The following is a 22052-nucleotide window of genomic DNA, read 5'->3' as shown; positions in this document are numbered from 1 at the left end:
GGTCGTAGGCGGCGGGGGCGACGGTGTGCGGACCACCGTCGCCCCCGTCGCATGCGCGCGATATGACGCTACGTCAGTTGCTTCGGCTGCGTCGGCTGCGGCGCGCGTCGTGCGACTCCTGGGCGGCGAGGACGGCGTCGCCGTGTTCGGCGGCCCAGGTGCCGAGTGCGCGGATCGGGGCGAGCAGGGCCGTGCCCGCCACCGTGAGGGCGTAGTCGACCCGCGGCGGCGCCTCGGCGTAACGGCGGTGCTCCACCAGGCCGTTGTACTCCAGTCGCCGCAGTGCCTCGTTGAGCACCTTCGGGCTGACCCCGCCGATCCGGTCGAGCAGCGCCCGCGGGCGCATCGGACCCCGCTCGCCGAGGACGTGGACGACCACGCTGTCCCAGCGGTTGGCGATCACCTCGAAGGCCAGCCGGGCACGGCAGTCGGCGGCGAAGACGGCGCCGCCCAGGTCGTCGCCGTCGCCGCGGCTTTCGCCGTGGTCGCCGTCGTTGCCGTCGTTGCTGTTCATGCCGTCCTCGCTGCGCCGGCCGGTGGTGTCCATACGGCCATCCTGCCCGGGCCGATGCCTACCGGGTGGTGTGCATCGGCCCGCCTAGCGTGCCGGGCACAGCAGTTCGCGCCGACCCCGGTCGGGCGACGACGGCGAGGAGTGGACATGAGGATCGGCATTCTCGGAACGGGCGCCATGGCGGCGGCCCTCGGCGGGGCCTGGGTGCGAGCCGGGCACGAGGTCGTGGTGGGCGGGCGCGACCCGGGGGCGGCTCGCCGGCTGGCCGCCGAGACGGGCGCGTCGGAGGGTGGCGACCTGGCGCGGGCGGCGAGGTTCGGCGAGGCTGTCCTGGTGGCGGTGCCGGCCGATGCGGCGGTGCCGGTGGTCGGACCGCTGGCGGCCGACCTGGTCGGGCGGACCCTCCTGGACTGCACCGTGCCGATGGCCCCGGGAGCGGACGGCCCCCGCCTGACCACGACGGGCGCCGCGGACTCCGTCGCGGTGCGGCTCGCCGCCGCGGCTCCGGCGGCCCGGGTGGCCAAGGTGTTCGGGATCTGCCACGAGAGCATCTGGACCCTGCCGCGGCCGGCCTTCGAGGGCGGCGCGCCGCTCGGGGTCCCGTACTGCGCCGACGACCCGGCCGCCGCCGCACTGGTCGCCGATCTGGTGGCCTCGATGGACTGCGTGCCCGTGCCCTGCGGGGGCCTCGACCGGGCCGGGCTGTTGGAGGCGACGGCCGTCTTCGCGATCGGCGTCTGGTGGTCCGGCGGCGAGGCGCGCCGGGCCTTCCCGTCCCCGGCCCTCGCGCCGGGCGCGGCGGACGACGACGAGGGGTAGCGAGTCCGGTCGGCCGCGGTGCACCGGGAGGACTCGCCGTCCGCGGGTGGCGGGCTGGTGACGGATGACGGCTGACAGCGAACAGCTGACAGATTTCAACATCTGTCCGCTGTCCGCTGTCAGCTGTCAGCTGTCAGCTGTTCGCTGTTACCTGGCACCCGTTGCCTGCCGCCCCTCACCCACCCGTCGGCGCCAGGTCCTTGCGGATCTCGTCCAGGATCAGACCGGCCCCGGTGTACCCGATGCCGAGCATCCACAGGTTGTCGTCCACCCGGAACACCCGCCCGTTGCGGACGGCGTCCAGGTTCTTCCACAGCGCACCCTCGGTGATCTTCCCCTGGTCGGACTTGGCCGCGTCCCCGTACACCGAGTAGAAGACGACGTCCGCGGCCGCCTGGTCCACCTGCTCGGGGCTGATCTCCATCGAGAAGCCGGGCTTGTCCTGGTTGGCGGGTCGGCCGAGCCCGAGGTCCTTGAACAGCGAGCCGACGAAGGTGTCGTTGAGGTAGAGCCTGGTGGGCGCGCCCGCCAGGAAGCGGGCCATCTCGACCCGGGTGGCCCCGGCCCTGGCCGGCCCGCCCAGCGCGGTGACCAGGTCCCGCAGCTTCACCTGGTAGGCCGCGTCCGCCGCCGCGGCCTCGCTCTGGCGGCCCAACGCCTCCGCGTGCAGGCGGACGTTCTCCTTCCAGGTCGGGCCGGTGGTCTTGGAGAGGACGGTCGGCGCGATCTTGGACAGTTCGTCGTACCGCTTGTCGTCGCGGACCTGGTTGCTGAGGATGAGGTCCGGCCGCAGTGCCGCGATCGTCTCCAGGCTGGGCTGGCCGATCGTGCCGACGGCCTTCGTCCCGGCCAGCCGACCGCCGGGGAGGTAGCTCGGGAACGGCGCGCCCGCACTCACGGTGGTGGCGCCGACCGGGGCGAGGCCGAGGGTGACCGCCGAGTCCAGGGCGTCCGTGTCCAGTGCCACCACCCGCTCGGCCCGTGCGGGGACGGTGCTCTCGCCGCGCGCGTGCCGGACGGTCCGGGTGCCGCCGCCGGCGGACGAACCGGCCTTCGGGGCCGAGGAGTTCGGTCCGCAGCCGGTGAGCGCCAGGCCCGGGACGAGCCCGGCGGCGAGGCCGAGCGCGGCGCGGCGGCTGAGGGGTCTGGGCATTGCGGCACCTCCAACGGGCGGGCTGGGCGCGGGAATCCCTGCCCGCGCGGCCACCCGCCTACGCCTCGAACCGCTACGGACCGGTCACGCCCCGGGGGTGCAGCGCCGCCGGCGCGCCTCGGGGCGGCGCCGGACCCCCACGGTCCCGAGTCGCGGCGCCTCCTCACGGTCCCGGGTCGCGGTGGACTCTCACAGCCCCGAGTCGCAGCGGTCCGTCACGGCCCGGAGTCGCAGCGGATCGTCACGTCTCGGAGCCGTTCTCCCGTCGCTGGCGCAGGAGTTCGTCGTACTCGGCGTGCACCCGGCGGTCCATCGCGAGGGTGAACTGGGCGTCGGCCACGGTGCGGGCCAGCGGTCGTACCCGCAGGATGCGTTCGGTGAGCCGGACCGCCTCGCCGGGCGGCAGCGGGGTGTCGGCGGCCAGTGCGCTGAGCAGGTGCTCGGTGACCACCTCGATGAAGATCTCGGCGATGGCGTCCACGTGCTCCCGGGTGCGTCGGCTGGCGTCCAGCACCGCCGAGAGCGGCACCCCCTCCGCCACCAGCTCGGTGGTGGCGTCCATCAGCCGACGGCTGACGTGGGTGATCCCGTCCTCCTCGACGGTGATGTAGCCCTGCTCGATGGACTCGGCGGTGTTCTCCTCGGTGAGCTGGTCGCCGAAGGCGGCCTTGAGCTCCTCCCAGTCGAGGCGCACCGGGGTCTCGTCCGACCACGGCGCGACGATCGCCGCCTCCAGGCCGATCAGCTCCGCGACGTCCCGGCCGCTCTCGCCGGCGCCGATCAGTTCGGCGATGCCGCCCAGGGTGTGGCCGCGTTCCAGCAGTTCGCCGATCATCCGCAGCCGGGCCAGGTGCTCCTCGCCGTACCAGGCGATCCGGCCCTCCTTGCGGGGTGCCTGGAGCAGTTTGCGCTCACGGTAGAAGCGCAGGGTGCGGGTGGTGATGCCGGCGGCTTCGGCCAGTTCCTCCACCCGGTACTGGCGTTTTCTGTCGCCCGCAGCAGCTCTGACCTTGTCCACGGCGATCAGCATAGGTCCGTCGGCGGGGAAGGCTCCCGGAACCGGAGCCGTCGCGCTTCTTCCATCCGGTGTCAGCAAGGGCTACCCTGCCAACCATGCCAGTGATTACTGGCGCGATTGGAAGGGTTCCGGGGCAGGCCCCGGGAGAGTGCGACGATCACCGCCCCACCCTCAGGAGGAGGCCGCATGGCATCCAGCAGCAAGCGCCCCCGCTCCGGCACGTCCGGTGCGTCCGGCGTCAACGGCGCGCCCGGCACGCCCGGCGCGCCCCGTACGGCCGAGGGGTCGTCCGAGGCCGGGGCCCACGCGGTGGAGGAGGCCGTACCGCACGTCCGGGTGGCGGTGATCGGCTCCGGCTTCGGCGGCCTCGGCGCCGCGGTCCGGCTGCGCCGCGCCGGGATCACCGACTTCGTGGTGCTGGAGCGCGCGGACTCCGTCGGCGGCACCTGGCGCGACAACAGCTACCCCGGCTGCGCCTGCGACGTGCCCTCGCACCTCTACTCCTTCTCCTTCGCCCCCAACCCCGACTGGCCGCGCAGCTTCTCCGGTCAGCCGGACATCCGCGCCTACCTGGAGAAGGTCGCCACCGTCTTCGGGCTCCGACCCCACTTGAGGTTCAACGCCGAAGTGCTGGAGGCGCGTTGGGAGAGCGACGGGGCCCGCTGGCGGATCACCACCTCGGCCGGTCAGTGGACCGCCGACGCCGTCGTCTCCGCCGCCGGACCGCTCGCCGACCCGCAGATCCCCGACCTGCCCGGGCTGAGCGGCTTCACCGGCAAGGTGTTCCACTCCTCCCGCTGGGACCACGACTTCGACCTGGCCGGCAAGCGCGTCGCCATGGTCGGCACCGGCGCCTCCGCCGCCCAGATCATCCCGTCGATCCAGCCCGAGGTCGGCAAGCTGACCGTCTTCCAGCGCACCCCGGCCTGGGTCCTGCCGCGCCGCGACCGCGAGATCACCCAGCTGGAGAAGTGGCTGCACGGCCGCCTGCCGCTCACGGCGAAGATCCGCCGCGGCACCCTGTTCGCCCTCCGTGAGCTCCAGGTCGACGCCTTCGTCCGCCGCCCCGGGCTGCTGCGCATCGTCCAGCAGCTCGCCGAGCGGCACATCGCGCAGAGCGTCCCGGACCCGGCGCTGCGCGCCAAGCTCACCCCGGACTACCGGATCGGCTGCAAGCGCATCCTGCTCAGCAACACCTACTACCCGGCACTCGCCGCCGCCAACACCGAGGTCGTCGACTCCGGCCTGCGCGAGGTGCGCGGCTCCACGCTGGTCGCGGCCGACGGCAGCGAGCACGAGGTGGACGCCATCGTCTTCGGCACCGGCTTCCACGTCACCGACATGCCCATCGGGGCCCGGGTGTTCGGCGTCGACGGCACCAGCCTGGCCGAGGAGTGGAAGGACGGCATGGAGGCGCTGCGCGGCTCGACCGTGCGGGGCTTCCCGAACCTCTTCTTCGTCATCGGGCCCAACACCGGCCTCGGCAACAGCTCGATGATCCTCATGATCGAGTCCCAACTGAACTACATGATCGACGCGTTGACGACGCTCGGCTCGATCGGCGCCGCCGCCATGCAGCCGACGGTACGCGCCCAGCGGCAGTGGAACCTCGAACTGCAGCACCGGATGGACCGCACCGTCTGGACCACCGGCGGCTGCCGCAGCTGGTACCTCGACCCGAGCGGCAGGAACACCGTGCTCTGGCCCGGCTCCACCGCCTCCTTCCGCCGCGCCACCCGCAAGGTGGACCTCGGCGAGTACGAGCTGATCATGCGCGCGGCGCCGGCCGCCGCCCGCACCGTCCAGGAGGTCTCCGCGTGAGCGCCGCCGTCCTGCCCGCCGAGTACGAACACCCGAGGCCTGCAGAGGAGTTGACCGTCCGCTCGGCCGACGGCATCCGGCTGCACGTCGAGGTGCACGGCCAACCCGGCGCGCCCACCGTGGTGCTGGCACACGGCTGGACCTGCTCGACCGCCTTCTGGGCCCCGGTGATCCGCGAACTCTCCGACCGCTACCGGGTAGTGGCCTACGACCAGCGCGGCCACGGGCACAGCGAGATCCCGCCGAGCCGGGCCCGCTACTCGACCCGGGCGCTCGCCGAGGACCTGTCCGCCGTGCTGGCCCGGACCGTTCCGGCGGGGGAGCGGGCCGTCCTGGCCGGGCACAGCATGGGCGGCATGACCATCATGGCCGCCGGCGGCCGCCCCGAGGTCGCCGAGCGCACCGCCGCCGCCGTCCTGATCTCCACCGGGCCGAGCGAGCTGGTGGCCGAACTCACCGTCCTTCCCCCGGGCGTGCGTTCCCCGGGCCTGCGCCGCTTCCTGCACCGGCAGCTGCTGCGCTCCCGGATGCCGCTCGGACCGGTCTCGCCGGTCAGCCGGGTGGCGCTCAAGTACGCGACCATGGGCTCGGGTTCGCCCGCCGGGCAGGTCGAGGCGACCGCCCGGATCGTGCACGCCTGCCCGACCGCGGTCCGCGCCAACTGGGCCGCCGTGCTCGACCGCCTGGACGTCCGTGCCGGGCTCGCCCGGCTCACCGCGCCCACGGCGGTGGTGGTCGGCACCGACGACCGGCTGACCCCGCCGGTGCACGCGCACCGGATGATCGCCGGGCTCAAGGACCCGCAGGGGCTGTTGCTGCTGCCCGGAGTCGGGCACATGTCGCCGCTGGAACGCCCGGCAGAGATCGCCGGCGAGATCCATCGGATGGCCGCCGAGCACCTGGTCGGCGCGCCCGCCGCCGCGCCCGCCGCCGGGCCTGCCGCCGCGTCGGCCGATGCGGCGCTCGCCGGCACCGCGCCCGCTCCGGCCGCAGCCGCCGCAGTCGCGACTGCCGACTCCACCGTTGATCCTGCTGTTGACCCCACCGACGAGAGGACCGCCGTCGCATGAACGCCATCCCGCCGTTGTCCGCGCAGGTCGTCGTCGTGACCGGGGCCGCCCGGGGGGTCGGCGCGTCGCTGGCCCGCAAGCTCGCCCGGCGCGGGGCCAAGGTCGCCCTGCTGGGGCTGGAGCCGGAGGAGCTCAAGGCCGTCGCCGCCCAGTGCGGGCCGCACGCGACCAGCTGGGACGTGGACGTCACCGACCTCGACGCGCTCGACGACACCGCCCGCCGGATCAAGGAGCACTACGGGCGGATCGACACCGTCGTCGCCAACGCCGGGATCGCCATCGGCGGACCGCTGACGGACAGCGACCACCGGGCGTTCAGCCGGGTCATCGAGGTGAACCTGCTCGGCAGCGTCGCCACCGCGCGGGCGTTCCTGCCGGCGCTCATCGAGAGCCACGGCTACCTGCTGCAGATCGCCTCGCTCGCCGCGCTGACGCCCGCCCCGCTGATGAGCGCGTACTGCGCCAGCAAGTCCGGGGTGGAGGCCTTCGCCCACTCGCTCCGCGGCGAGGTCGCCTACCAGGGGGTGAAGGTCGGCGTCGGGTACCTGAGCTGGACCGACACCGACATGGTGCGGGGGGCCGACGAGGACACCGTGCTGAAGCAGATGCGGTCGCGGCTGCCGTGGCCGGCGAACAAGACGTACCCGCTGGAGCCCGCGGTGGACCGGATCGTCGCCGGGATCGCGCGCCGGTCCGCCCACGTCTACGCCCAGGCATGGCTCCGCGGGATGCAGCCGGTCCGCTGGCTGCTGCCGAGCCTGATCGCGGTGGTGGGCTCCCGGGACGTCGCCCGGCTCGCCCCCCAGCTCGCCGCCACCGCCGCCAGCCGCCTGCGCGCCGTCGGCGCCGGGGGCGCGGCGGACACCGCGGCCCGGGGGAGCCACAACGGCTCGGGAAGCTGACTGCCGGCAGCCGACGGCTCATAACGGGTAGCGGGTAACAGATGACAGGCGACAGCTGACAGATGATGAAATCTGTCAGCTGTTCGTCGTTCGCTGTCGCCTGTCGCCCGTCAACCCGTCACGTCGTCACCGTCCGCCCTCCCCCTCCGTCGCGATCCGCGCCAGCGTCTCCAGTGCCCGTGCCAGGACCGGCAGCGGCGGCGAGGCGAGCGCGACCCTGACGGCGGACGGCGAGCGCCGCGGATCCACGGCGAACGCCGTCGCGGGCGTGACCGAGATCCCGGCGCGTGCCGCCGCCGCAACGAAGGCCTCCGCCCGCCAGGCCCCCGGCAACTCCCACCACAGGTAGTACGAGCAGGGGTCGGCCCGCAGGCGCTGCCCCGTCAGCGCCTCGCGCGCCAGCAGCTGCCGGGCCGCCGCGTCGGCTCGCTTCGCCGCCTCGACCGCGGCCAGTGAGCCGTCCCCGATCCAGCGCACCGCCGCCTCCAGTGCGAACCCGCTCGGCGTCCACCCACCCGAGCGCAGCGCGCCCGCCACCCGTTCGCGCAGCGCAGCCGGGACGGCCGCGAACCCGCTGGTCAGCCCGGGGGCCAGCCGCTTGGAGAGGCTGTCCACCAGCACGGTGCGCTCCGGCGCCAGCGCGGCCAACGGCGTCAGGTCGGGCCGCAGGAACGACCAGACGGCGTCCTCGACCACCGGCAGGCCGAGCCGCCGCAGCTCTTCCACGAGCCCCGCCGCCCGCTCGTGCGGCATGCTCGTGCCGAGCGGGTTCTGCAGCCGGGGCTGCAGGTACACGGCGCGCAGCGGCGCGGCCCGGTGGGCGGCTGCGACGGCGTCCGGCACCAGCCCGTCCTCGTCCATGGCCAGCGGCACCAGCCGGATGCCCAGCCGCTCGGCCACCGCCTTGACCACCGGATACGTGAGCGCCTCCACCCCCAGTCGCTGCCCGGGCGGCACCAGCGCGGAGAGCGCCCCCGCGATGGCCTGCCGCCCGTTGCCCGCGAACAGCAGGTCCGCGGCGTCGACCTCCCAGGAGCCGGTCGAGAGCAGGCCGGCGAGGGCCCGCCGGGCCGCGCCCGTTCCGGCCGCGCCGATCGGCCGCAGGGCGTCCCCGAGCGCGTCCGTGCGGAGCAGTGGCGCCAGTCCGCCCGCCAGCAGCTCGGCCTGTCCGGGCACGACGGGGTAGTTGAGTTCCAGGTCCAGGGGCCCGGCGGCGGGTTCGGCGAGAGCGATCCGTGCGCCGTCCGCCCCCCGTCCGGCCCGGACGAAGGTCCCGCGCCCGACCTCCCCGACGGTCAGCCCGCGCCGGGCCAGTTCCCGGTAGACCCGCCCGGCCGTCGAGGCGGCGATGCCCCGGCTGCGGGCGAACGCACGCTGGGTGGGCAGCTGCTGTCCCGGCCGCAGCCGCCCGTCGGCGATGTCGGTGGCGACCCGGTCGGCGATCAGGCGGTAGTCGTCCATCGGTGGCGGGCCCTCCGTGTGCCGTACCGGTGCGCCGTGCCCCCGGGCCCCACCCGAGCGCCGCGCCCCCCGGGCCGCGCCCCTGAGCCGTACGCGTGAGCCGTGCCCGTGGGCCGCACCGTCCTCGGGGCACATTGCACCGAGCGCAAAGCCATCATTGCATCGAGCCGGTCACCCGTCCTAGCCTCCCTCCATGGACGCGTTGACTACCGCCGTGGACGGCCACGCCGTGCTCGGGATCGCCGCAGTGGCGCTGGGCATGGTGCTGTCGCCCGGGCCCAACATGATCTACCTGGTCTCACGCTCGATAGCCCAGGGCCGTCGCGCCGGGCTGATCTCGCTGCTGGGGGTCGGCACCGGCTTCCTGGTGTACCTCGTCGCGGTGACGGTGGGGGTGGCCGCGGTGTTCTCGGTGGTGCCCGCCCTCTACACCGCGATCAAGCTGGCCGGCGCCGGCTACCTGCTCTGGCTGGCCTGGAAGGCGGTCAAGCCCGGTGGTACGGCGGTCTTCGCCCCGCAGCAGCTGCCGCCGGACCCGCCGCGCCGCCTCTTCACGATGGGCTTCCTGACCTGCCTGCTCAATCCCAAGATCGCCATCATGTACATCTCGCTGCTGCCCCAGTTCGTGGCGCCGGAGCGGGGTCACGTCGCCCTGCAGAGCCTGCTGCTGGGCCTGACCCAGATCGCGATCGCGATCACCGTCAACGGCCTGATCGCGATGAGCGCGGGCAGCATCGCCACCTTCCTCAACCGCCGTCCGGCCTGGCTGCGGGTCCAGCGCTACGTGATGGGCACCGTCCTGGCCGGTCTCGCCGTGCGCATCGCCGCCGACCGCGCCAAGGCGGTGGCGGTCTAGCCACGTCCTCGGATCGCCGCCCAGGTCCGGCGGTCCGTCAGCGCCCCGCCCGGCAGCCGGCCGCCGTCCGCAGCACCTCGTACGCGGCCTGCACGAACCGGCCGTCCAGGGTCGGCCCGGTGTTGGCCAGCACCGCGACCGCGCACGCCGCCTCCCGGGAGAAGCCCACGAAGGCCGTGAAGCCCCGGGTCGCGCCGGTGTGGAAGTACAGCTCGCGCCCGCCCGAGCGGCGGCGGTTCCACACCAGGCACAGCTCGTCGGAGGAGTGCGGCCGCCGCAGCCGGGCCCGCTGGACCTCGCCCAGGGCCTCCTTCAACGCGCTTCCCCCGTCACCGGGTTGCGGTCCGTCGAGGTGTGCCCGGAGGTAGCGCAGCAGGTCGGCTCCGCTCGACCGGACGGCGCCGGCCCCGGGCAGTCCGGGGATGCTCCACGGCGGTGTCGCCCGGCCGCGCCGGTATCCGACGGCCCGGTCCGGCGCGTCCGGGGAGCAGCCGGTGGCGGTGAGGCCCAGGGGCCGGCAGACGCGTTCGGAGAGCAGGTCCCCGTACGGCAGTCCGCCCGTCTCGGCGAGCACCCGGCCGAGGAGTCCGACGCCGTAGTTGGAGTACCGGTACCGGCTACCGGGCCTTCTCCGTACGGTGGTTCGCGGCAGTGCGGCGCGCAACTTCTCCTCGCCGAACGCGGCGTACGGGTTGCCGGACCAGTTCGGGACGGCTCCCGCGAGCAGCCCGGGCGGCAGCCGGGGCAGCCCGGAGGTGTGGGTGGCCAGGTGCAGCAGCCGCATCGGTTCGGGCGAACGGACCGTCACCGGGCGCCAGTCGGGCGGCAGGAGGCGCTCCACCGGGTCGTCCAGGGCGAGTTCGCCGTGGGCGGCCAGCTCGGCGAGCAGCAGTGCGGTGAACGTCTTGCTGACCGAGCCGAGTTCGAAGACGGTGTCCGGCGTGCACGGGGCCGACCGCTCGTGCCCGAGGTGCCCGTGGCAGCGCACCTGGTCCTGATCCTCGCGTGCCACGGCCACCGTGACGGCGGTGGCGTACGGCGCGGCCGCCCGGACCGCTGCCCGGACGGCCGTGTCGAGCTCGTTCACCCGGCGGCCGCACCGGCGCCGCCGAGCGCCCGGGAGAGCAGGACCGTCGCGGCGACGACCGCCACCACGGCGGTGTGTTCGTGTGCCCGGATCGCCGACTCGGGGTCCTCTTCGACCGGTTCGGTGTCCCGTGGGACCAGGCCGTCCGCCCGCTGCACCGCGGCCAGGGCCTCCCAGCCGGAACTCCCCAGCATGGGACGGCCGATGCACGCATCGACGATCAGCAGCTCGCCGACGAGGTCCCACTGGCCGATCTCCATCCAGATGTCGAGCCAGACCGGCAGCCACGCGCGCAGGTAGTCGCGCATCGGTTCGGGCAGGTCCTCGGGCCGCGCGCCCCAGTCGGTGAGGTGGAAGACGGTGTGGGTGACCTGGTAGGCGATCGACCAGGCGATGGTCCACGGTTCGGGGAGCGCGCCGAGCCAGGTGCGGGCGGCGAGTTCGGCCCAGTCCGGCCGGTGGCTGAGCCCGATGACCCGCCGCGCGTTCGCCACCGCGAGCTGTCGGCTGCCCTGGATCTCGACCGCGTGGACGGCCCGCAGCCGGCTGATCGATTCGAGCAGCTCCTCCAGTGCGGCGTGCCGGTAGCCGACCCGGGCGAAGTGGGCGTACGTCTCCAGCGGGTCGGTGACCGTGACGTGCCGCAGCTGCCGCTCGTAGAGCATGTCGCCCTCGCGCAGTTGCGCCCAGGCGCCGTCGAGCATGTCGCGCGCGGCGCGGGCGTCCTGCGGTCCGGCGACGCCGTCGCGCAGCACCAGGGAGGAGGCCATCGCGGCCTCGCAGAGCGGCTTGTAGACGTCGTTCGGTTCGGCGAGGTCGATGATGGTGTTGTCGGCGAGCCTGCCCCAGCCGCCCTGGTAGCAGGTGTGCAGCCAGGACAGCGCACGGGTGCCGAGCTGCTGGGCGGTGGCGAGCACCTCGGTGTCGGTGGTCATCGCGGGTTCCCCTCCGACAGGCGCTCGGCGATGGCGAGTTCGAGCCGGGTGCGGACGGCGCCGATGCCGACGAGGCGGATCCGGTCCAGGATCGGCTCGACCTCCAGGTGCGGTGGCCGGTCCTCGGCGCCGGCCCAGGCGAGCCAGCGGGCGAGCCGGACGGCGGTGGTGAAGTCGCGCCGGAGCATGGCGCGGACGGCGCCGCGGGCGAGTGCCAGGTGGTCCGTGTGGGCGGCGTCGTGGACCGGGCCGTCCAGCCCGGGCAGGGCGAGCACGGACAGTTGTGCCATCCGGACGGACCAGGCCTGCCAGCCCAGCTCAGCCGGTCCGGGCAGCGGGGCGGGCACGTGGTCCGGAGCAGGACCCGGCCCGCGATCCGACGCGGAACCCGGGGCATGACCCGGCACGCGATCCGGCACGTGATCCGACGCGGAGTCCGGCACGGAACCCGGCGCGGTGTCCGCGTACGGCGTGCGGGCGAGCACCCGGCCGGCGGCCCAGTCCTGCCACGCGATGGCCTGCGCGGCCTCGGGGGAGGCCGGTACCGGCGCTGGGAAGGCCCGTCGGGCCTCGGCGAGCAGCGCGGCGGTGGGTCCGTCGGGCTCGGCTCCGGTGAGCAGCTGCGGGGCGAAGAGGTCCGCGCCGAGCACGCGGACCGCGGCCAGCAGCGGGCGGGGGACGACGGTGTCCGGGTCCGCGAGCGCGGCCGTACCCCCGCCGCCCCGGAGGGCGTCGAGGGTACGGCCCGCCACCCGCTCGACCGCCGCGGCGTACTCGTCACGGAGAGGGGTCTCGGCGAATGGCATGGTGGTGAGGTCCTCCTTCAGGAGGTCGGGCGTGGGCGCGGGGCCCCGTGGGGACGGGGCCCTGCGGACGGAGCGTGGCTACCGGGTCGGCTTCTCCTTGGGTCCCTTCGGGGACAGCAGGAGCAGGCCGAGCAACAGCAGGCCACCAGCGGCCTCGGGCAGGTACGTGGGCGCGTCGGACACGACGGCCTCGTCCTCCACCATCAGGCTGGCTAGGGTGTCGGCCTCGGTCGACGTCGCGGTGCGTGACGCCGAGGCGGTTTCGGTCCGGAACTGAGTAAGCATCAGATGTGCCTCCTCGTCTGGCTTTCACCGTCCGGTCGGGCGGTGCCCCTGTCCGACACTACGTGCACGATCGGGCACCTGCATCCGCAGTCCTGTGAGCTGGGACGTTGCACTCGGTGTGGGCTCGACTGCGGCGAGTCGGTACGGTCGGGGCATGACCACAGCCTTGATCACCGGCGCGACCGCCGGCATCGGAGCCGCGTTCGCCCGCCGGCTCGCCCGCAGCGGCTACCAGCTCGTCCTGGTGGCGAGGGACGCCGAGCGCCTGCAGCGCGCCGCCGCCGACCTGCACGGGAAGTACGGCGTCGAGACGGAGGTGCTGACCGCCGACCTCGCGACCGACGAGGGCATCGGCGCCGTCGAGGCCCGCCTCGCCGACCCCGCCCGCCCGGTGGACCTCCTGGTCAACAACGCCGGCTTCGGCAACAAGGGCGCCTTCGGGGCCGTCCCGCTGCAGGACGAGCTGGACATGGTGAAGGTGCACATCGAGGCGATCCTGCGGCTGACCACGGCCGCACTGCCCGGGATGCGCGAGCGCCGCCGCGGTGCGATCGTCAACGTCGCCTCGGTGGCGGCCTTCCTGCCGCGCGGCACCTACGGGGCGAGCAAGGCGTGGGTGGTCAGCTTCACCCAGGGCGTGCTGCGTGACCTGGGCGGTACGGGCGTGCGGATGATGGCGTTGTGCCCGGGCTTCACTCGGACGGAGTTCCACGAGCGCGCGGGCATGGGCACCGGCAACATCCCGTCCTGGTCCTGGCTCTCTGCCGAGCGGGTGGTGGACGAGGCGATGCGCGACCTGGCCCGCGGCCGGTCGTTGTCCGTGCCGGGCAAGCGGTACAAGGTCGCGGTGGCGATCGCCCGGTTGCTGCCGCCCGGCGGACTGGGCGGCCTCTCCTCGAAGGCGGCGCGCACGTACCGCACCGACTGACGCCGGCGCCCCGGGCGGTCGGTCGGCGTGCGGCGCGGGCCCGACGGGAATAGAGCGAATCTCACTATTAGCTTGTCTAACTATGAGCTATCCTCGCTATATCCATCCCGTCCACCCGTCACACCGCGCGTCCGACCGCCCGTCCGGGCGCTCGTCCCGGCGCCGGTCCGACCGACCCAGGGAGGCCCGCCCTTGAGGCAAGCCGCCATCGACTGGACCCCGCCCGCGCGCGCCGAGGGCGATTCCCGCCCGCCGGCCCCGTGGCGGCGCATCCTCGCCCTCTTCCGCCCCTACCGCGGCCGTCTCGCCACCGTCGGGCTGCTGGTCGCCGCCTCCGCGGTGGTCTCGGTCGTCTCGCCGTTCCTGCTGCGGGCCGTCCTGGACACCGCCATCCCGCAGGGCCGCACCGGCCTGCTCAGCCTGCTCGCGCTCGGGATGATCCTCACCGCCGTGGTGAACAGCATCTTCAACGTCCTGCAGACGCTGATCTCCACCACCGTCGGCCAGCGCGTCATGCACGACCTGCGCACCGCCGTCTACGGGCACCTGCAGCGGCAGTCGCTGGCCTTCTTCACCCGCACCCGCACGGGCGAGGTGCAGTCCCGGATCGCCAACGACATCGGCGGCATGCAGTCCACGGTGACGTCCACCGCGACCAGCCTGGTCTCCAACCTCACCGCGGTGGTCGCCTCCGTCGTGGCCATGGTCGCCCTCGACTGGCGGCTCACCGTCGTCTCCCTCCTCCTGCTCCCGCTGTTCGTCTGGATCAGCCGCCGGGTCGGCCAGGAGCGGAAGAAGATCACCACCGAGCGGCAGAAGCAGCTGGCCGCGATGAGCTCGGCCGTCCAGGAGTCGCTCTCGGTCAGCGGCATCCTGCTCGGCCGCACGATGGGCCGCTCCGACTCGCTCGCCCGCGAGTTCACCCAGCAGTCCGACCAGCTCGCCGACCTGGAGGTCCGGGCCAGCATGGCCGGGCGCTGGCGGATGAACACCATCCAGATCGTGATGGCCGCCATGCCCGCACTGATCTACTGGGCCGCCGGGCTGACCTCCGCCGCCGGCGCGCCGATCGTCTCCGTCGGCACCCTGGTCGCCTTCGTCACCCTCCAGCAGGGCCTCTTCCGCCCCACCGTGAGCCTGCTGTCCACCGGCGTGGACGTCCAGACCTCGCTCGCGCTCTTCCAGCGCATCTTCGAGTACCTCGACCTTCCGGTGGAGATCGCCGAACCGGCCGACCCGGTCACGCTCGCCGCCCCCCGCGGCGAGGTCCGCTTCGAGGGCGTCGACTTCCGCTACGACCCCGCGCAGGAGCGCCCGACCCTCGCCGGCCTCGACCTCACGGTCCCCGCCGGGAGCTCGCTGGCCGTGGTCGGCGAGACCGGCTCGGGCAAGACCACCCTCAGCTACCTCGTCCCGCGGCTGTACGACGTCACCGGCGGCCGGGTCACCCTGGACGGCGTCGACGTCCGCGAGCTCTCCTTCGACACCCTGGCCCGCGCGGTCGGCGTGGTCTCCCAGGAGACGTACCTCTTCCACGCCTCGGTCGCCGACAACCTGCGCTTCGCCAAGCCCGGCGCCACCGACGCCGAACTGGTCGAGGCCGCCCGGGCCGCACAGGTCCACGACACCATCGCCGCCCTGCCGGACGGCTACGACACCCTGGTCGGCGAGCGCGGCTACCGCTTCTCCGGCGGCGAGAAGCAGCGCCTCGCACTCGCCCGGACGATCCTGCGCAACCCGCCGGTGCTCATCCTCGACGAGGCCACCAGCGCGCTCGACAACCGCACGGAGCGCGCCGTCCAGCAGGCCGTGGACACCCTCGCGGCCGGCCGCACCACCATCACCATCGCGCACCGGCTCTCCACCGTCCGCGCCGCCGACCAGATCGCCGTCCTGGACCACGGGGTGGTGGTGGAACTCGGCACCCACGAGGAGCTGGTGGAGCTGGACGGCCGGTACGCGGCCCTGCTGCGCCGGGAAGCGCCGGAGGCGGCCGCCCGGCCGGAGGGGGTCGGTCTTGTGGAGTCCGGTCCGGTGGAGGACGTCCTGTCGGGGGAGGTGCCGCCGGCGGGCAAGGCGCTGCTCACGGAGGCCGCCCTCCGTCGGGCCTGATCCCGTCGGGCTGAACCCGCCGGCCTGAACCCACGGGCCTGAACCCGCCGGCCGGACCGGTCCGTCGGGAGTGGCGCCCGTCGAGTCGCCGTCGGCTAGGCCGCCTTCGGGACCTCGTTGTAGTTCTCCGCGACCTCCTGGCCGGAGAGCCGCTGGATCGCCGCCATCACCTCGTCGGTCACCTGCCGACGCGCCTTCAACGAGCGGGCCTGCCCGTGCAGCTCGTCGAAGTGCAGCGGCTCGCCGAAGCGGACCGTCACCTTCTTCAGCCGCGGCACCCGCTTGCCCACCGGCAGGATCTGCTCCGGCCCCTCCAGCGCCACCGGCACCACCGGGACGCCCGCGGTGAGCGCGAGCCAGGCGACGCCCGTCTTCCCCCGGTAGAGGCGGCCGTCCAGGGAGCGGGTGCCCTCGGGGTAGATGCCGAAGGCCTTGCCGTCCTCCAGGATCTCCAGCGCCGACTCCAGCGAGGCCTGAGCGGAACGGTAGGTGCCGCGCTCGACCGGCACCGCGCCGATCGCCTCGAAGAAGCCCTTGGAGAGCCTGCCCTTGAGCCCGGCGCCGGTGAAGTACTCGGCCTTGGCGAGGAAGTGGACCCGGCGCGGGGAGGTCAGCGGGATCACCACGCTGTCGATGAACGACAGGTGGTTGCTGGCCAGGATCACCCCGCCCTTGCGCGGGACGTTCTCGACCCCCTCGATGACCGGCCGCCAGATTCCCCGCGAAGCCGGTTTCAGCACCAGCTTGGTGACGAGGTCGAGCACGATTCCCTCCCTGGACGAACTACCGCCCGGGAGGTGCCCGGGCCACGATCAGATCCGCAGACTACGACACCCACCCCCGCGCCCGTCCACTCCCGCCGCCCGTGGTGCGCACCACGGGCGGGTAGGGTACGGCCGTCCGAACAGAGCAACACCCCGCAGTACCCAGGAGGGCACGATGGAGACCACCGAGGCGATCAAGGCCTTTTTCGACCGCTTCGACAAGGACGGCGACGGCAAGATCACGGCGGCCGAGTACGCGCTGGCCGCGAACGAGATGGGCGACCACGACGTCACCCTCTCGATGGCCGAGGCCCTGATCCACAGCATGGACACCAACCACGACGGCGTCCTGACCTTCGAGGAGTTCCTGGCCGCCCGCCAGCGCTGAGCCCGCACCGAACGGGGCCGGGCGCCGTACCGGCGGCGCCCGGCCCCGTTCGTCGGCCCGGACCCGTTCCGCGGCTCCACCGCCTCCCGCTGCGGGCCCCGCCGCCCGCCGACCGCCCGGCTACCGCCCGCCGTTCACCGGGAACACCCGGCGCACCACCCGCTCCGCCGCCCCGCCGTCGTCCCAGACGCAGAACTTCGCGCGGAACCGCGCCCGTGCCCCCGGCGCCGGATCGCCCGCCAGCAGCGCCCGCGCCAGCTCGTCCGCGGTCTCCGTGACCGCGCCCGGCGGCTCCGCGAACAGGTCGAAGTAGACGCCGCGCTCCCGCTGGTAGTCCGCCCAGTCCGGGGCGAAGATCACCACCGGCCGGTCCAGCACCGCGTAGTCGAACATCATCGACGAGTAGTCCGTCACCAGTACGTCCGCCGCGAGGTAGAGGTCCTCGACGGTCGGGTGCGACGAGACGTCCACGATCTCCGCCGCCTGCCCGTCGGCCGTCAGGTCGCCCGGCCCGCCGGTGTGGAAGTAGTGCGTGCGCACCAGCAGCGTGAAGTCCGGGCCCAGTCGGCGGGCCAGCTCGGCCACGTCGAGCAGCGGCACGTAGCCGCCCTTGCCGCCGCGGTGGGTCGGCGCGTACAGCACCGCCCGGGTGCTCGGGCGCAGCCCCAGGCGCTCGCGCATCGCGCGCACCTCGTCCGGGGCGGCGCCGGCCAGCCGGTCGTTGCGCGGGTAGCCGGTGTCCAGCATCTCGTACCGGCCGGGGAAGGCGCGGGCGAAGTGCTCGCTGGTGTGCGGGTTGGGGGAGACCAGGAAGTCCCAGCGGTCGACGGCCTCCTGGAGCAGGTCGAAGTCCATCCCCTCCGCCGCCGCCGGGCGGTCGCGCAGGTCCATGCCCATGGCCTTGAGCGGGGTGCCGTGCTGGGTCTGCACGTGCACCGAGCCCGGCCGCTTGACCATCGTGCGCGGGAAGTTGACGTTGTTGACGAAGTACTTGGCGGTCGCCATCGTCTTGAGGTACGCGGGGGTGTTGACGATCACGTACGGCACCCCGGGCGGCAGCGTGGCGGCCTGCCGGCGGTTCTCCACCACCCACACGCCCCGGATCCGCGGTGCGAGTTCCTTCGCCTTCTCGTAGATCGCCGCCGGACTGCACGCGTAACCCCGGTGCCAGTACGCGGCGTAGACCGCCAGGTGCTCGTCCAGCGGCAGCCGGCGGAAGGCGTTGTACGCCGTGAACCGGGCGCCGCTGCGCACCCCCTTCTTCACCGCGGGCGCCACCGCCCGTGCCCCGCGCTTGAGTTCGCGCGGCAGCCGGCCGGTGCGGCGCAGCTCGGCGTAGGCGATCCGGGCGCCGCGCGCGGCCAGCCGGTACTGCACGCCGCGCACCCCGCCGGGGTAGTGGTAGCCGGCCGGGCGGTGGCGGTCGAAGTGCCGGGCGATCCGCTGGAAGAACTCCTTGCGCAGGCCGGCGGGGACCAGCCCGGGGGTGTCGTAGACGTTCAGCGCCTGGCGGACGGTGCGGTCGAAGACCAGGGTGCGCAGCGACTCCGGGACGGGCCGGCCGGGGCGGTCCGGGCGGTCCAGGAAAGCGAAGATCGCGTCGTACTGGGCGAAGACGTCGGCGTGCTTGGGGGAGGCGGTGGCGGTGATCGCGCCGTCCCGGCCGCGCCGGTAGTTGTAGCAGGGGCGGTCGACGTAGCGCAGCCGCTCGGCGGCGAGCAGCGCCGGGTAGGTGACCGAGATGTCCTCGTAGTAGCCGCGGCCGAAGGAGACGCCGAGGCCGTCCAGGAACGCGCGGCGGAACACCTTGTTCCAGACCGACATCACGGTCTGGAACAGCGCCGGGTGCTCGGCCAGGGTGCAGCCCTCGACCAGCGGGGAGCCGGTCAGCACGTGGCGCCAGGGGTTGGACTCCGTCCCGCCGTCCGGGTAGACGTGGGTGAAGTCGGTGATCAGCACGTCGGCGGGGGTCTCCCGGCGGCGCTCCTGCGCCAGCTCGTCGAGGATCACGCTGACGGTCCGCTCGGGCACCCAGTCGTCGCTGTCGAGGAACCAGACGTACTCGCCGCGGGCCTGCGGCAGGGCGGCGGTGCGGGCACCGCCGAGGCCCTGGTTCTCGGTGAGGTGCAGCACCCGCAGCCGGTGGTCGCGGGCCGCGTAGGCGTCCAGGATCGCGCCGGAGCCGTCGGGGGAGAGGTCGTCGACCGCGATGACCTCGAAGCGGGATTCCAGGGCGGGGGTGTCGCCGAGGATCGAGTCGAGGCAGCGCGGCAGGTACCGCTCCACGCCGTGGACCGGGAGCACGATGCTGAGGAGGAGGGACACGCTGGCCGAGTCTACCGATCCACCGGGCGCGACCTGCGTGGACGTCCGGTACGGGGGCTCGCCCCGGGGTCCGGCGGCCTCACCGGGGGCCGGGCCCGTTGGTGGGGGTGGCGGCGGCAGGCGGCGGGGCGGCAGGGCGGCGGCAGCGGGGTGGGAGGGCCAGGGCTGGGGCCTGGGCGGGTCCGGGGGATTTGTCGACGATCCGTGGGGTGGGACCCGGGACCGCCGGTGCCGGGCCCCTCGCGGGGCGGCACCGGCAGTCAGGTGGCGGCCCGGCCGACCCTCTACGGCCGGCCGCCGGTCCGGGCACCGCGCGAGCCTGGCCACCGCAGCGTCGAGGCGGCCGGGCAGTGGCTCGCGGGAGCCGGAGTTCTTCATCACTCGAACACACGCCTGGGTGCGGTGCGGGCACCGACGTGTGCAACAGATATTGCTTGGAGGTTCGGCGGGAGTCAATCCCTCGAATGTGTTCACTTCATGAAGTCGGCCACTTCATGACATCACGCGTACGGCAGGTCGTGGACAGCGGAGCGCCACGGGTGGCGATCGGTGATCGCGGGTGGCGCCGGGGCGTCACGCTCGGTGGCGGGCAGCGTCCTGAAGATCACTTTGTCGACCTGACTGCTGTCCCCTATATGGGGGGTCCACATTGCGGGCCCCCGGGGGGTGTGCGCGGGCGCCTCGACCGCGGCTGTGTCGGACGTCACCAAAGCGCCCCGGTGCGCCGGGCGCGTGCCGCGCACACGGGCGCGGGGCCGCACCTCTTTGCCCTGCTGACGAACGGCGGGTCGTGCACCATCATTGATGCCTAGTCGTGACCGGCCAGGTGGCCCCTGGTGCATCGTCAGTTGACGCCGCACGATACGGTGGCACAACGCCAAGGACGGTTGCGCGAAGGCCGTCCGTCACGGATAGTCTTCGCCTCACGGCCCTGGCGCCTCGTAGGGGTGGGAAAACTGATGGAACACATGCAAGTGCGGACTCGGCCCCGTGTGCCGGCGATCCAGTGCGGCGTCGGCACGACCGGCCGCCGGATCGAGCGACACCTGGCCGTGCTCGGCGCGCCCGCACTCCCGGCGGTGGACACCGCCGAGGCGCTCGGGCTGATAAGGGAGCTGACGCCGCGCGGCGCCGAGGCCCCGACGACCCGTCGTCGCCACACCAGGATCTCGCTGCTGACGCCGCTGCGTCGGCTGCGTCGCAGCCTCTTCGGCGGGCGCGGCTAGGGGTCCGTCGCCGGTCGCCGCGTCGGGCGTCGGCCGGTCGTCGTACCGTCCTGGGCGGGAACAGGCCCGGTGGACCTCCGGTCCATCGGGTCTTCGGCATGTCCGGGGGGATTGCGCGTGGCGGGCACGGGTGTGCCACGGGGGCAGGGTCCCGGCGGGTCCGCGCAGGGGCGTGGGCGGATGCGTGGTGGGTCCTCGGCGTTGGGCCGTGGCGGGGTCCGGCGTGCCGCGAGGTGGTCTGAACCTTTCACCCTATGCGAGTTTGCCTCCCTGGCAAGCCGAGTCGGCGAGGCAGTACGCCCGGCCACCTGAGCTGGGCCAGGATGGCGCCATGGCGGACAACCACGACAACAACTCCACCCCGACCGGCTGGTTCCGGACCACCACCTTCGAGATCACCACCGGCAGCCGCGAGGTCGCCCTCGACATCACCGACCGCTGCGCCGCGTTCCTCGACGAGCGGGCTGCCGGGCGCGACGGCCTGCTCAACGTCTTCGTGCCGCACGCCACCGCGGGCATCGCCGTCCTGGAGACCGGCTCCGGCAGCGACGACGACTTCCTCGCCACCCTGCGCGAGCTCCTCCCGGCCGACGACCGCTGGCGCCACCGGCACGGCAGCCCGGGGCATGGCCGGGACCACGTGGTGCCCGGACTGGTGGCCCCGCACGCCACCCTGCCGGTGCTCGGCGGCCAACTGGCGCTCGGCGTCTGGCAGTCGGTGGTGCTCATCGACACCAACGGGGACAATCCGCGCCGGACCGTCCGGCTGTCCTTCCTGGGCTGACGGCGGCCCGTCCCGGCCCGTGCCCGGCCGGGGCGAGGCGAGGCCGTGCGGGGCCGTGCCGGGCCTGGGGCCTGTGGCCGGGTGAGTCGATTTCCGGTGGCTTCCCGGCTAGCGGCTGACGTGTGCGGCCACGACCGTGAGGTAGCGCTCGATCGCCAGGTGCTGGCAGAGCAGCGCGACCGGGCGGCCCAGGCGTGCGTACCAGGCGGAGAGCCGGGAGAACGCGGTGACCTCGAACCACACCTCGCCGTCGGCGTCCATCGACACCAGGAACGCCTCCTCGCCGCACTCCGGGTGCCCGGGGAGCGTGCCGTACGCGAACCCGACGCGGTCCGGCTCGTCCACCGTCCACACCACCCGGCAGGGGATCACCAGCCGCGGCCACCGGCGCCCGGGCAGACTCAGCCGCAGCAGGACCGTCGCCCCGGGCCGGGCCGGGCCGCCGGGGTGGACCGCGAAGCCGGTGCCCAACTGGGTGCCCCAGTCGAGCACGTAGCGCCCGGCCCGCTGCAGCACCTCCGCCCCGTGCCCGAGGTGCACGCGGCGCCGCAGGTGCGCGTACCCGGCCGGCAGGCGCCCGCCCCGGGTGGCTCCCACCTCGGCGTACGACGGGGCGGTGGCGTGGGCGGCGAGCAGGCGTCGGCGGAGATCGGTGGCCATGTCGGACACGGTAACCGCCGGCCGGGAACGCCCGGTCGGCGGGCCGACGGCTGCGGAGGGCGTCGGCGAAGGGGTTGCGGTGGACGGCGGACGGCGAACAGGTGACAGAGTTCAGCGAACAGATTTCAGCGAACGTTC

Annotated in this window: 21 protein-coding genes; 10 read left to right on the top strand and 11 right to left on the bottom strand. The window is 73.8% G+C overall.

All coding sequences use genetic code 11. The features are described from left to right. Positions 1–73 precede the first annotated feature (73 nt). Complete coding sequence (locus ACIRST_RS11015; protein WP_402801704.1) at positions 74–547, bottom strand: winged helix-turn-helix transcriptional regulator; 474 nt, start codon at positions 545–547, stop codon at positions 74–76. Between the two features lie 114 nt (positions 548–661). Between ACIRST_RS11015 and ACIRST_RS11010 the strand changes: the two genes are divergently transcribed. Further along, positions 662–1333 carry an NAD(P)-binding domain-containing protein gene (locus ACIRST_RS11010; protein WP_402801702.1) on the top strand — a complete coding sequence of 224 codons (672 nt, stop codon included), beginning with the start codon at positions 662–664 and terminating at the stop codon, positions 1331–1333. A 175-nt stretch (positions 1334–1508) separates the two neighbouring features. Here ACIRST_RS11010 and ACIRST_RS11005 read toward each other — a convergent pair whose 3' ends face one another. Then, positions 1509–2486, bottom strand: a complete 978-nt coding sequence (locus tag ACIRST_RS11005; protein ID WP_402801700.1) for an ABC transporter substrate-binding protein — start codon at positions 2484–2486, stop codon at positions 1509–1511. A 241-nt stretch (positions 2487–2727) separates the two neighbouring features. Further along, a complete protein-coding gene (locus tag ACIRST_RS11000; RefSeq protein WP_402801698.1) occupies positions 2728–3516 on the bottom strand; it encodes a MerR family transcriptional regulator in 789 nt (262 codons plus the stop codon). Positions 3517–3690: 174 nt separating this feature from the next. Between ACIRST_RS11000 and ACIRST_RS10995 the strand changes: the two genes are divergently transcribed. The 3 genes from ACIRST_RS10995 to ACIRST_RS10985 are packed head-to-tail and all read left to right on the top strand — an operon-like array spanning position 3691 to position 7297. After that, positions 3691–5325, top strand: coding sequence for a flavin-containing monooxygenase (locus tag ACIRST_RS10995; RefSeq protein ID WP_402801696.1), 1635 nt, complete (start codon positions 3691–3693; stop codon positions 5323–5325). Beyond that, positions 5322–6395, top strand: coding sequence for an alpha/beta fold hydrolase (locus ACIRST_RS10990; RefSeq protein ID WP_402801694.1), 1074 nt, complete (start codon positions 5322–5324; stop codon positions 6393–6395). The genes ACIRST_RS10995 and ACIRST_RS10990 overlap by 4 nt, the downstream gene beginning before the upstream one ends. Next, positions 6392–7297 (top strand): SDR family oxidoreductase, encoded by a 906-nt coding sequence (locus ACIRST_RS10985; protein WP_402801692.1) that lies wholly within the window; start codon positions 6392–6394, stop codon positions 7295–7297. The genes ACIRST_RS10990 and ACIRST_RS10985 overlap by 4 nt, the downstream gene beginning before the upstream one ends. A 126-nt stretch (positions 7298–7423) precedes the next feature. On the opposite strand, the gene ACIRST_RS10980 is transcribed toward ACIRST_RS10985, so the two are convergent. Then, the gene (locus ACIRST_RS10980) at positions 7424–8758 is read right to left on the bottom strand and encodes a PLP-dependent aminotransferase family protein (protein WP_402801690.1); all 1335 of its coding nucleotides are present in this window, start codon (positions 8756–8758) and stop codon (positions 7424–7426) included. A gap of 193 nt (positions 8759–8951) precedes the next feature. Here ACIRST_RS10980 and ACIRST_RS10975 point away from each other — a divergent pair, with 193 nt between their 5' ends. Further along, positions 8952–9614, top strand: a complete 663-nt coding sequence (locus ACIRST_RS10975; protein WP_402801688.1) for a LysE family translocator — start codon at positions 8952–8954, stop codon at positions 9612–9614. Positions 9615–9651: 37 nt separating this feature from the next. Here the strand turns inward: ACIRST_RS10975 and ACIRST_RS10970 are convergent, their stop codons facing one another. From ACIRST_RS10970 to ACIRST_RS10955, 4 genes are all read right to left on the bottom strand, one after another. Next, a complete protein-coding gene (locus tag ACIRST_RS10970) occupies positions 9652–10701 on the bottom strand; it encodes a serine hydrolase domain-containing protein (RefSeq protein WP_402801685.1) in 1050 nt (349 codons plus the stop codon). Further along, positions 10698–11636 (bottom strand): DUF6895 family protein, encoded by a 939-nt coding sequence (locus tag ACIRST_RS10965; RefSeq protein ID WP_402801682.1) that lies wholly within the window; start codon positions 11634–11636, stop codon positions 10698–10700. The genes ACIRST_RS10970 and ACIRST_RS10965 overlap by 4 nt, the downstream gene beginning before the upstream one ends. Further along, complete coding sequence (locus tag ACIRST_RS10960; RefSeq protein ID WP_402801680.1) at positions 11633–12442, bottom strand: hypothetical protein; 810 nt, start codon at positions 12440–12442, stop codon at positions 11633–11635. Before ACIRST_RS10960 ends, ACIRST_RS10965 begins: the two co-directional genes overlap by 4 nt. Positions 12443–12520: 78 nt before the next feature. Continuing rightward, a complete protein-coding gene (locus tag ACIRST_RS10955; protein WP_350518965.1) occupies positions 12521–12727 on the bottom strand; it encodes a hypothetical protein in 207 nt (68 codons plus the stop codon). Between the two features lie 154 nt (positions 12728–12881). On the opposite strand from ACIRST_RS10955, the gene ACIRST_RS10950 reads away from it, so the two are divergent. Together ACIRST_RS10950 and ACIRST_RS10945 are read left to right on the top strand one after the other, a co-directional pair. After that, positions 12882–13655, top strand: coding sequence for an SDR family oxidoreductase (locus ACIRST_RS10950; protein WP_350518964.1), 774 nt, complete (start codon positions 12882–12884; stop codon positions 13653–13655). A 192-nt stretch (positions 13656–13847) separates the two neighbouring features. Further along, positions 13848–15767 (top strand): ABC transporter ATP-binding protein, encoded by a 1920-nt coding sequence (locus ACIRST_RS10945; protein WP_402801676.1) that lies wholly within the window; start codon positions 13848–13850, stop codon positions 15765–15767. Between the two features lie 95 nt (positions 15768–15862). Here the strand turns inward: ACIRST_RS10945 and ACIRST_RS10940 are convergent, their stop codons facing one another. Further along, positions 15863–16531: a lysophospholipid acyltransferase family protein gene (locus ACIRST_RS10940; protein WP_350518962.1), complete on the bottom strand. Its 669-nt coding sequence runs from the start codon at positions 16529–16531 to the stop codon at positions 15863–15865. A gap of 175 nt (positions 16532–16706) precedes the next feature. On the opposite strand from ACIRST_RS10940, the gene ACIRST_RS10935 reads away from it, so the two are divergent. Further along, positions 16707–16919, top strand: coding sequence for an EF-hand domain-containing protein (locus tag ACIRST_RS10935; RefSeq protein ID WP_224282188.1), 213 nt, complete (start codon positions 16707–16709; stop codon positions 16917–16919). A 120-nt stretch (positions 16920–17039) separates the two neighbouring features. Here the strand turns inward: ACIRST_RS10935 and ACIRST_RS10930 are convergent, their stop codons facing one another. Beyond that, complete coding sequence (locus ACIRST_RS10930) at positions 17040–19244, bottom strand: CDP-glycerol glycerophosphotransferase family protein (RefSeq protein ID WP_402801671.1); 2205 nt, start codon at positions 19242–19244, stop codon at positions 17040–17042. Between the two features lie 959 nt (positions 19245–20203). Between ACIRST_RS10930 and ACIRST_RS10925 the strand changes: the two genes are divergently transcribed. Then, positions 20204–20470, top strand: a complete 267-nt coding sequence (locus ACIRST_RS10925; protein WP_350526204.1) for a hypothetical protein — start codon at positions 20204–20206, stop codon at positions 20468–20470. 331 nt (positions 20471–20801) lie between these two features. Continuing rightward, a complete protein-coding gene (locus ACIRST_RS10920; RefSeq protein ID WP_402801668.1) occupies positions 20802–21254 on the top strand; it encodes a YjbQ family protein in 453 nt (150 codons plus the stop codon). Between the two features lie 108 nt (positions 21255–21362). Here ACIRST_RS10920 and ACIRST_RS10915 read toward each other — a convergent pair whose 3' ends face one another. Next, entirely contained in the window at positions 21363–21914 is a 552-nt protein-coding gene (locus tag ACIRST_RS10915; protein ID WP_350526206.1) for a DUF1990 domain-containing protein, read from the bottom strand. Between the last annotated feature and the right edge of the window lie 138 nt (positions 21915–22052).

The organism is Kitasatospora sp. NPDC101447, from assembly GCF_044767225.1.
In the GTDB taxonomy this organism is placed as follows: Bacteria; Actinomycetota; Actinomycetes; order Streptomycetales; family Streptomycetaceae; genus Kitasatospora.
The sequence above is the reverse complement of the archived record's forward strand: the minus strand, read 5'-3'. Positions and strand labels throughout refer to the sequence as shown.

Coding starts and splice junctions, on each gene's coding strand:
- ACIRST_RS11015 (WP_402801704.1), bottom strand. CDS start 547: ATGGACACCACCGGCCGGCGCAGCGAGGACGGCATGAACAGCAACGAC.
- ACIRST_RS11010 (WP_402801702.1), top strand. CDS start 662: ATGAGGATCGGCATTCTCGGAACGGGCGCCATGGCGGCGGCCCTCGGC.
- ACIRST_RS11005 (WP_402801700.1), bottom strand. CDS start 2,486: ATGCCCAGACCCCTCAGCCGCCGCGCCGCGCTCGGCCTCGCCGCCGGG.
- ACIRST_RS11000 (WP_402801698.1), bottom strand. CDS start 3,516: ATGCTGATCGCCGTGGACAAGGTCAGAGCTGCTGCGGGCGACAGAAAA.
- ACIRST_RS10995 (WP_402801696.1), top strand. CDS start 3,691: ATGGCATCCAGCAGCAAGCGCCCCCGCTCCGGCACGTCCGGTGCGTCC.
- ACIRST_RS10985 (WP_402801692.1), top strand. CDS start 6,392: ATGAACGCCATCCCGCCGTTGTCCGCGCAGGTCGTCGTCGTGACCGGG.
- ACIRST_RS10980 (WP_402801690.1), bottom strand. CDS start 8,758: ATGGACGACTACCGCCTGATCGCCGACCGGGTCGCCACCGACATCGCC.
- ACIRST_RS10975 (WP_402801688.1), top strand. CDS start 8,952: ATGGACGCGTTGACTACCGCCGTGGACGGCCACGCCGTGCTCGGGATC.
- ACIRST_RS10965 (WP_402801682.1), bottom strand. CDS start 11,636: ATGACCACCGACACCGAGGTGCTCGCCACCGCCCAGCAGCTCGGCACC.
- ACIRST_RS10960 (WP_402801680.1), bottom strand. CDS start 12,442: ATGCCATTCGCCGAGACCCCTCTCCGTGACGAGTACGCCGCGGCGGTC.
- ACIRST_RS10955 (WP_350518965.1), bottom strand. CDS start 12,727: ATGCTTACTCAGTTCCGGACCGAAACCGCCTCGGCGTCACGCACCGCG.
- ACIRST_RS10950 (WP_350518964.1), top strand. CDS start 12,882: ATGACCACAGCCTTGATCACCGGCGCGACCGCCGGCATCGGAGCCGCG.
- ACIRST_RS10935 (WP_224282188.1), top strand. CDS start 16,707: ATGGAGACCACCGAGGCGATCAAGGCCTTTTTCGACCGCTTCGACAAG.
- ACIRST_RS10925 (WP_350526204.1), top strand. CDS start 20,204: ATGGAACACATGCAAGTGCGGACTCGGCCCCGTGTGCCGGCGATCCAG.
- ACIRST_RS10920 (WP_402801668.1), top strand. CDS start 20,802: ATGGCGGACAACCACGACAACAACTCCACCCCGACCGGCTGGTTCCGG.
- ACIRST_RS10915 (WP_350526206.1), bottom strand. CDS start 21,914: ATGGCCACCGATCTCCGCCGACGCCTGCTCGCCGCCCACGCCACCGCC.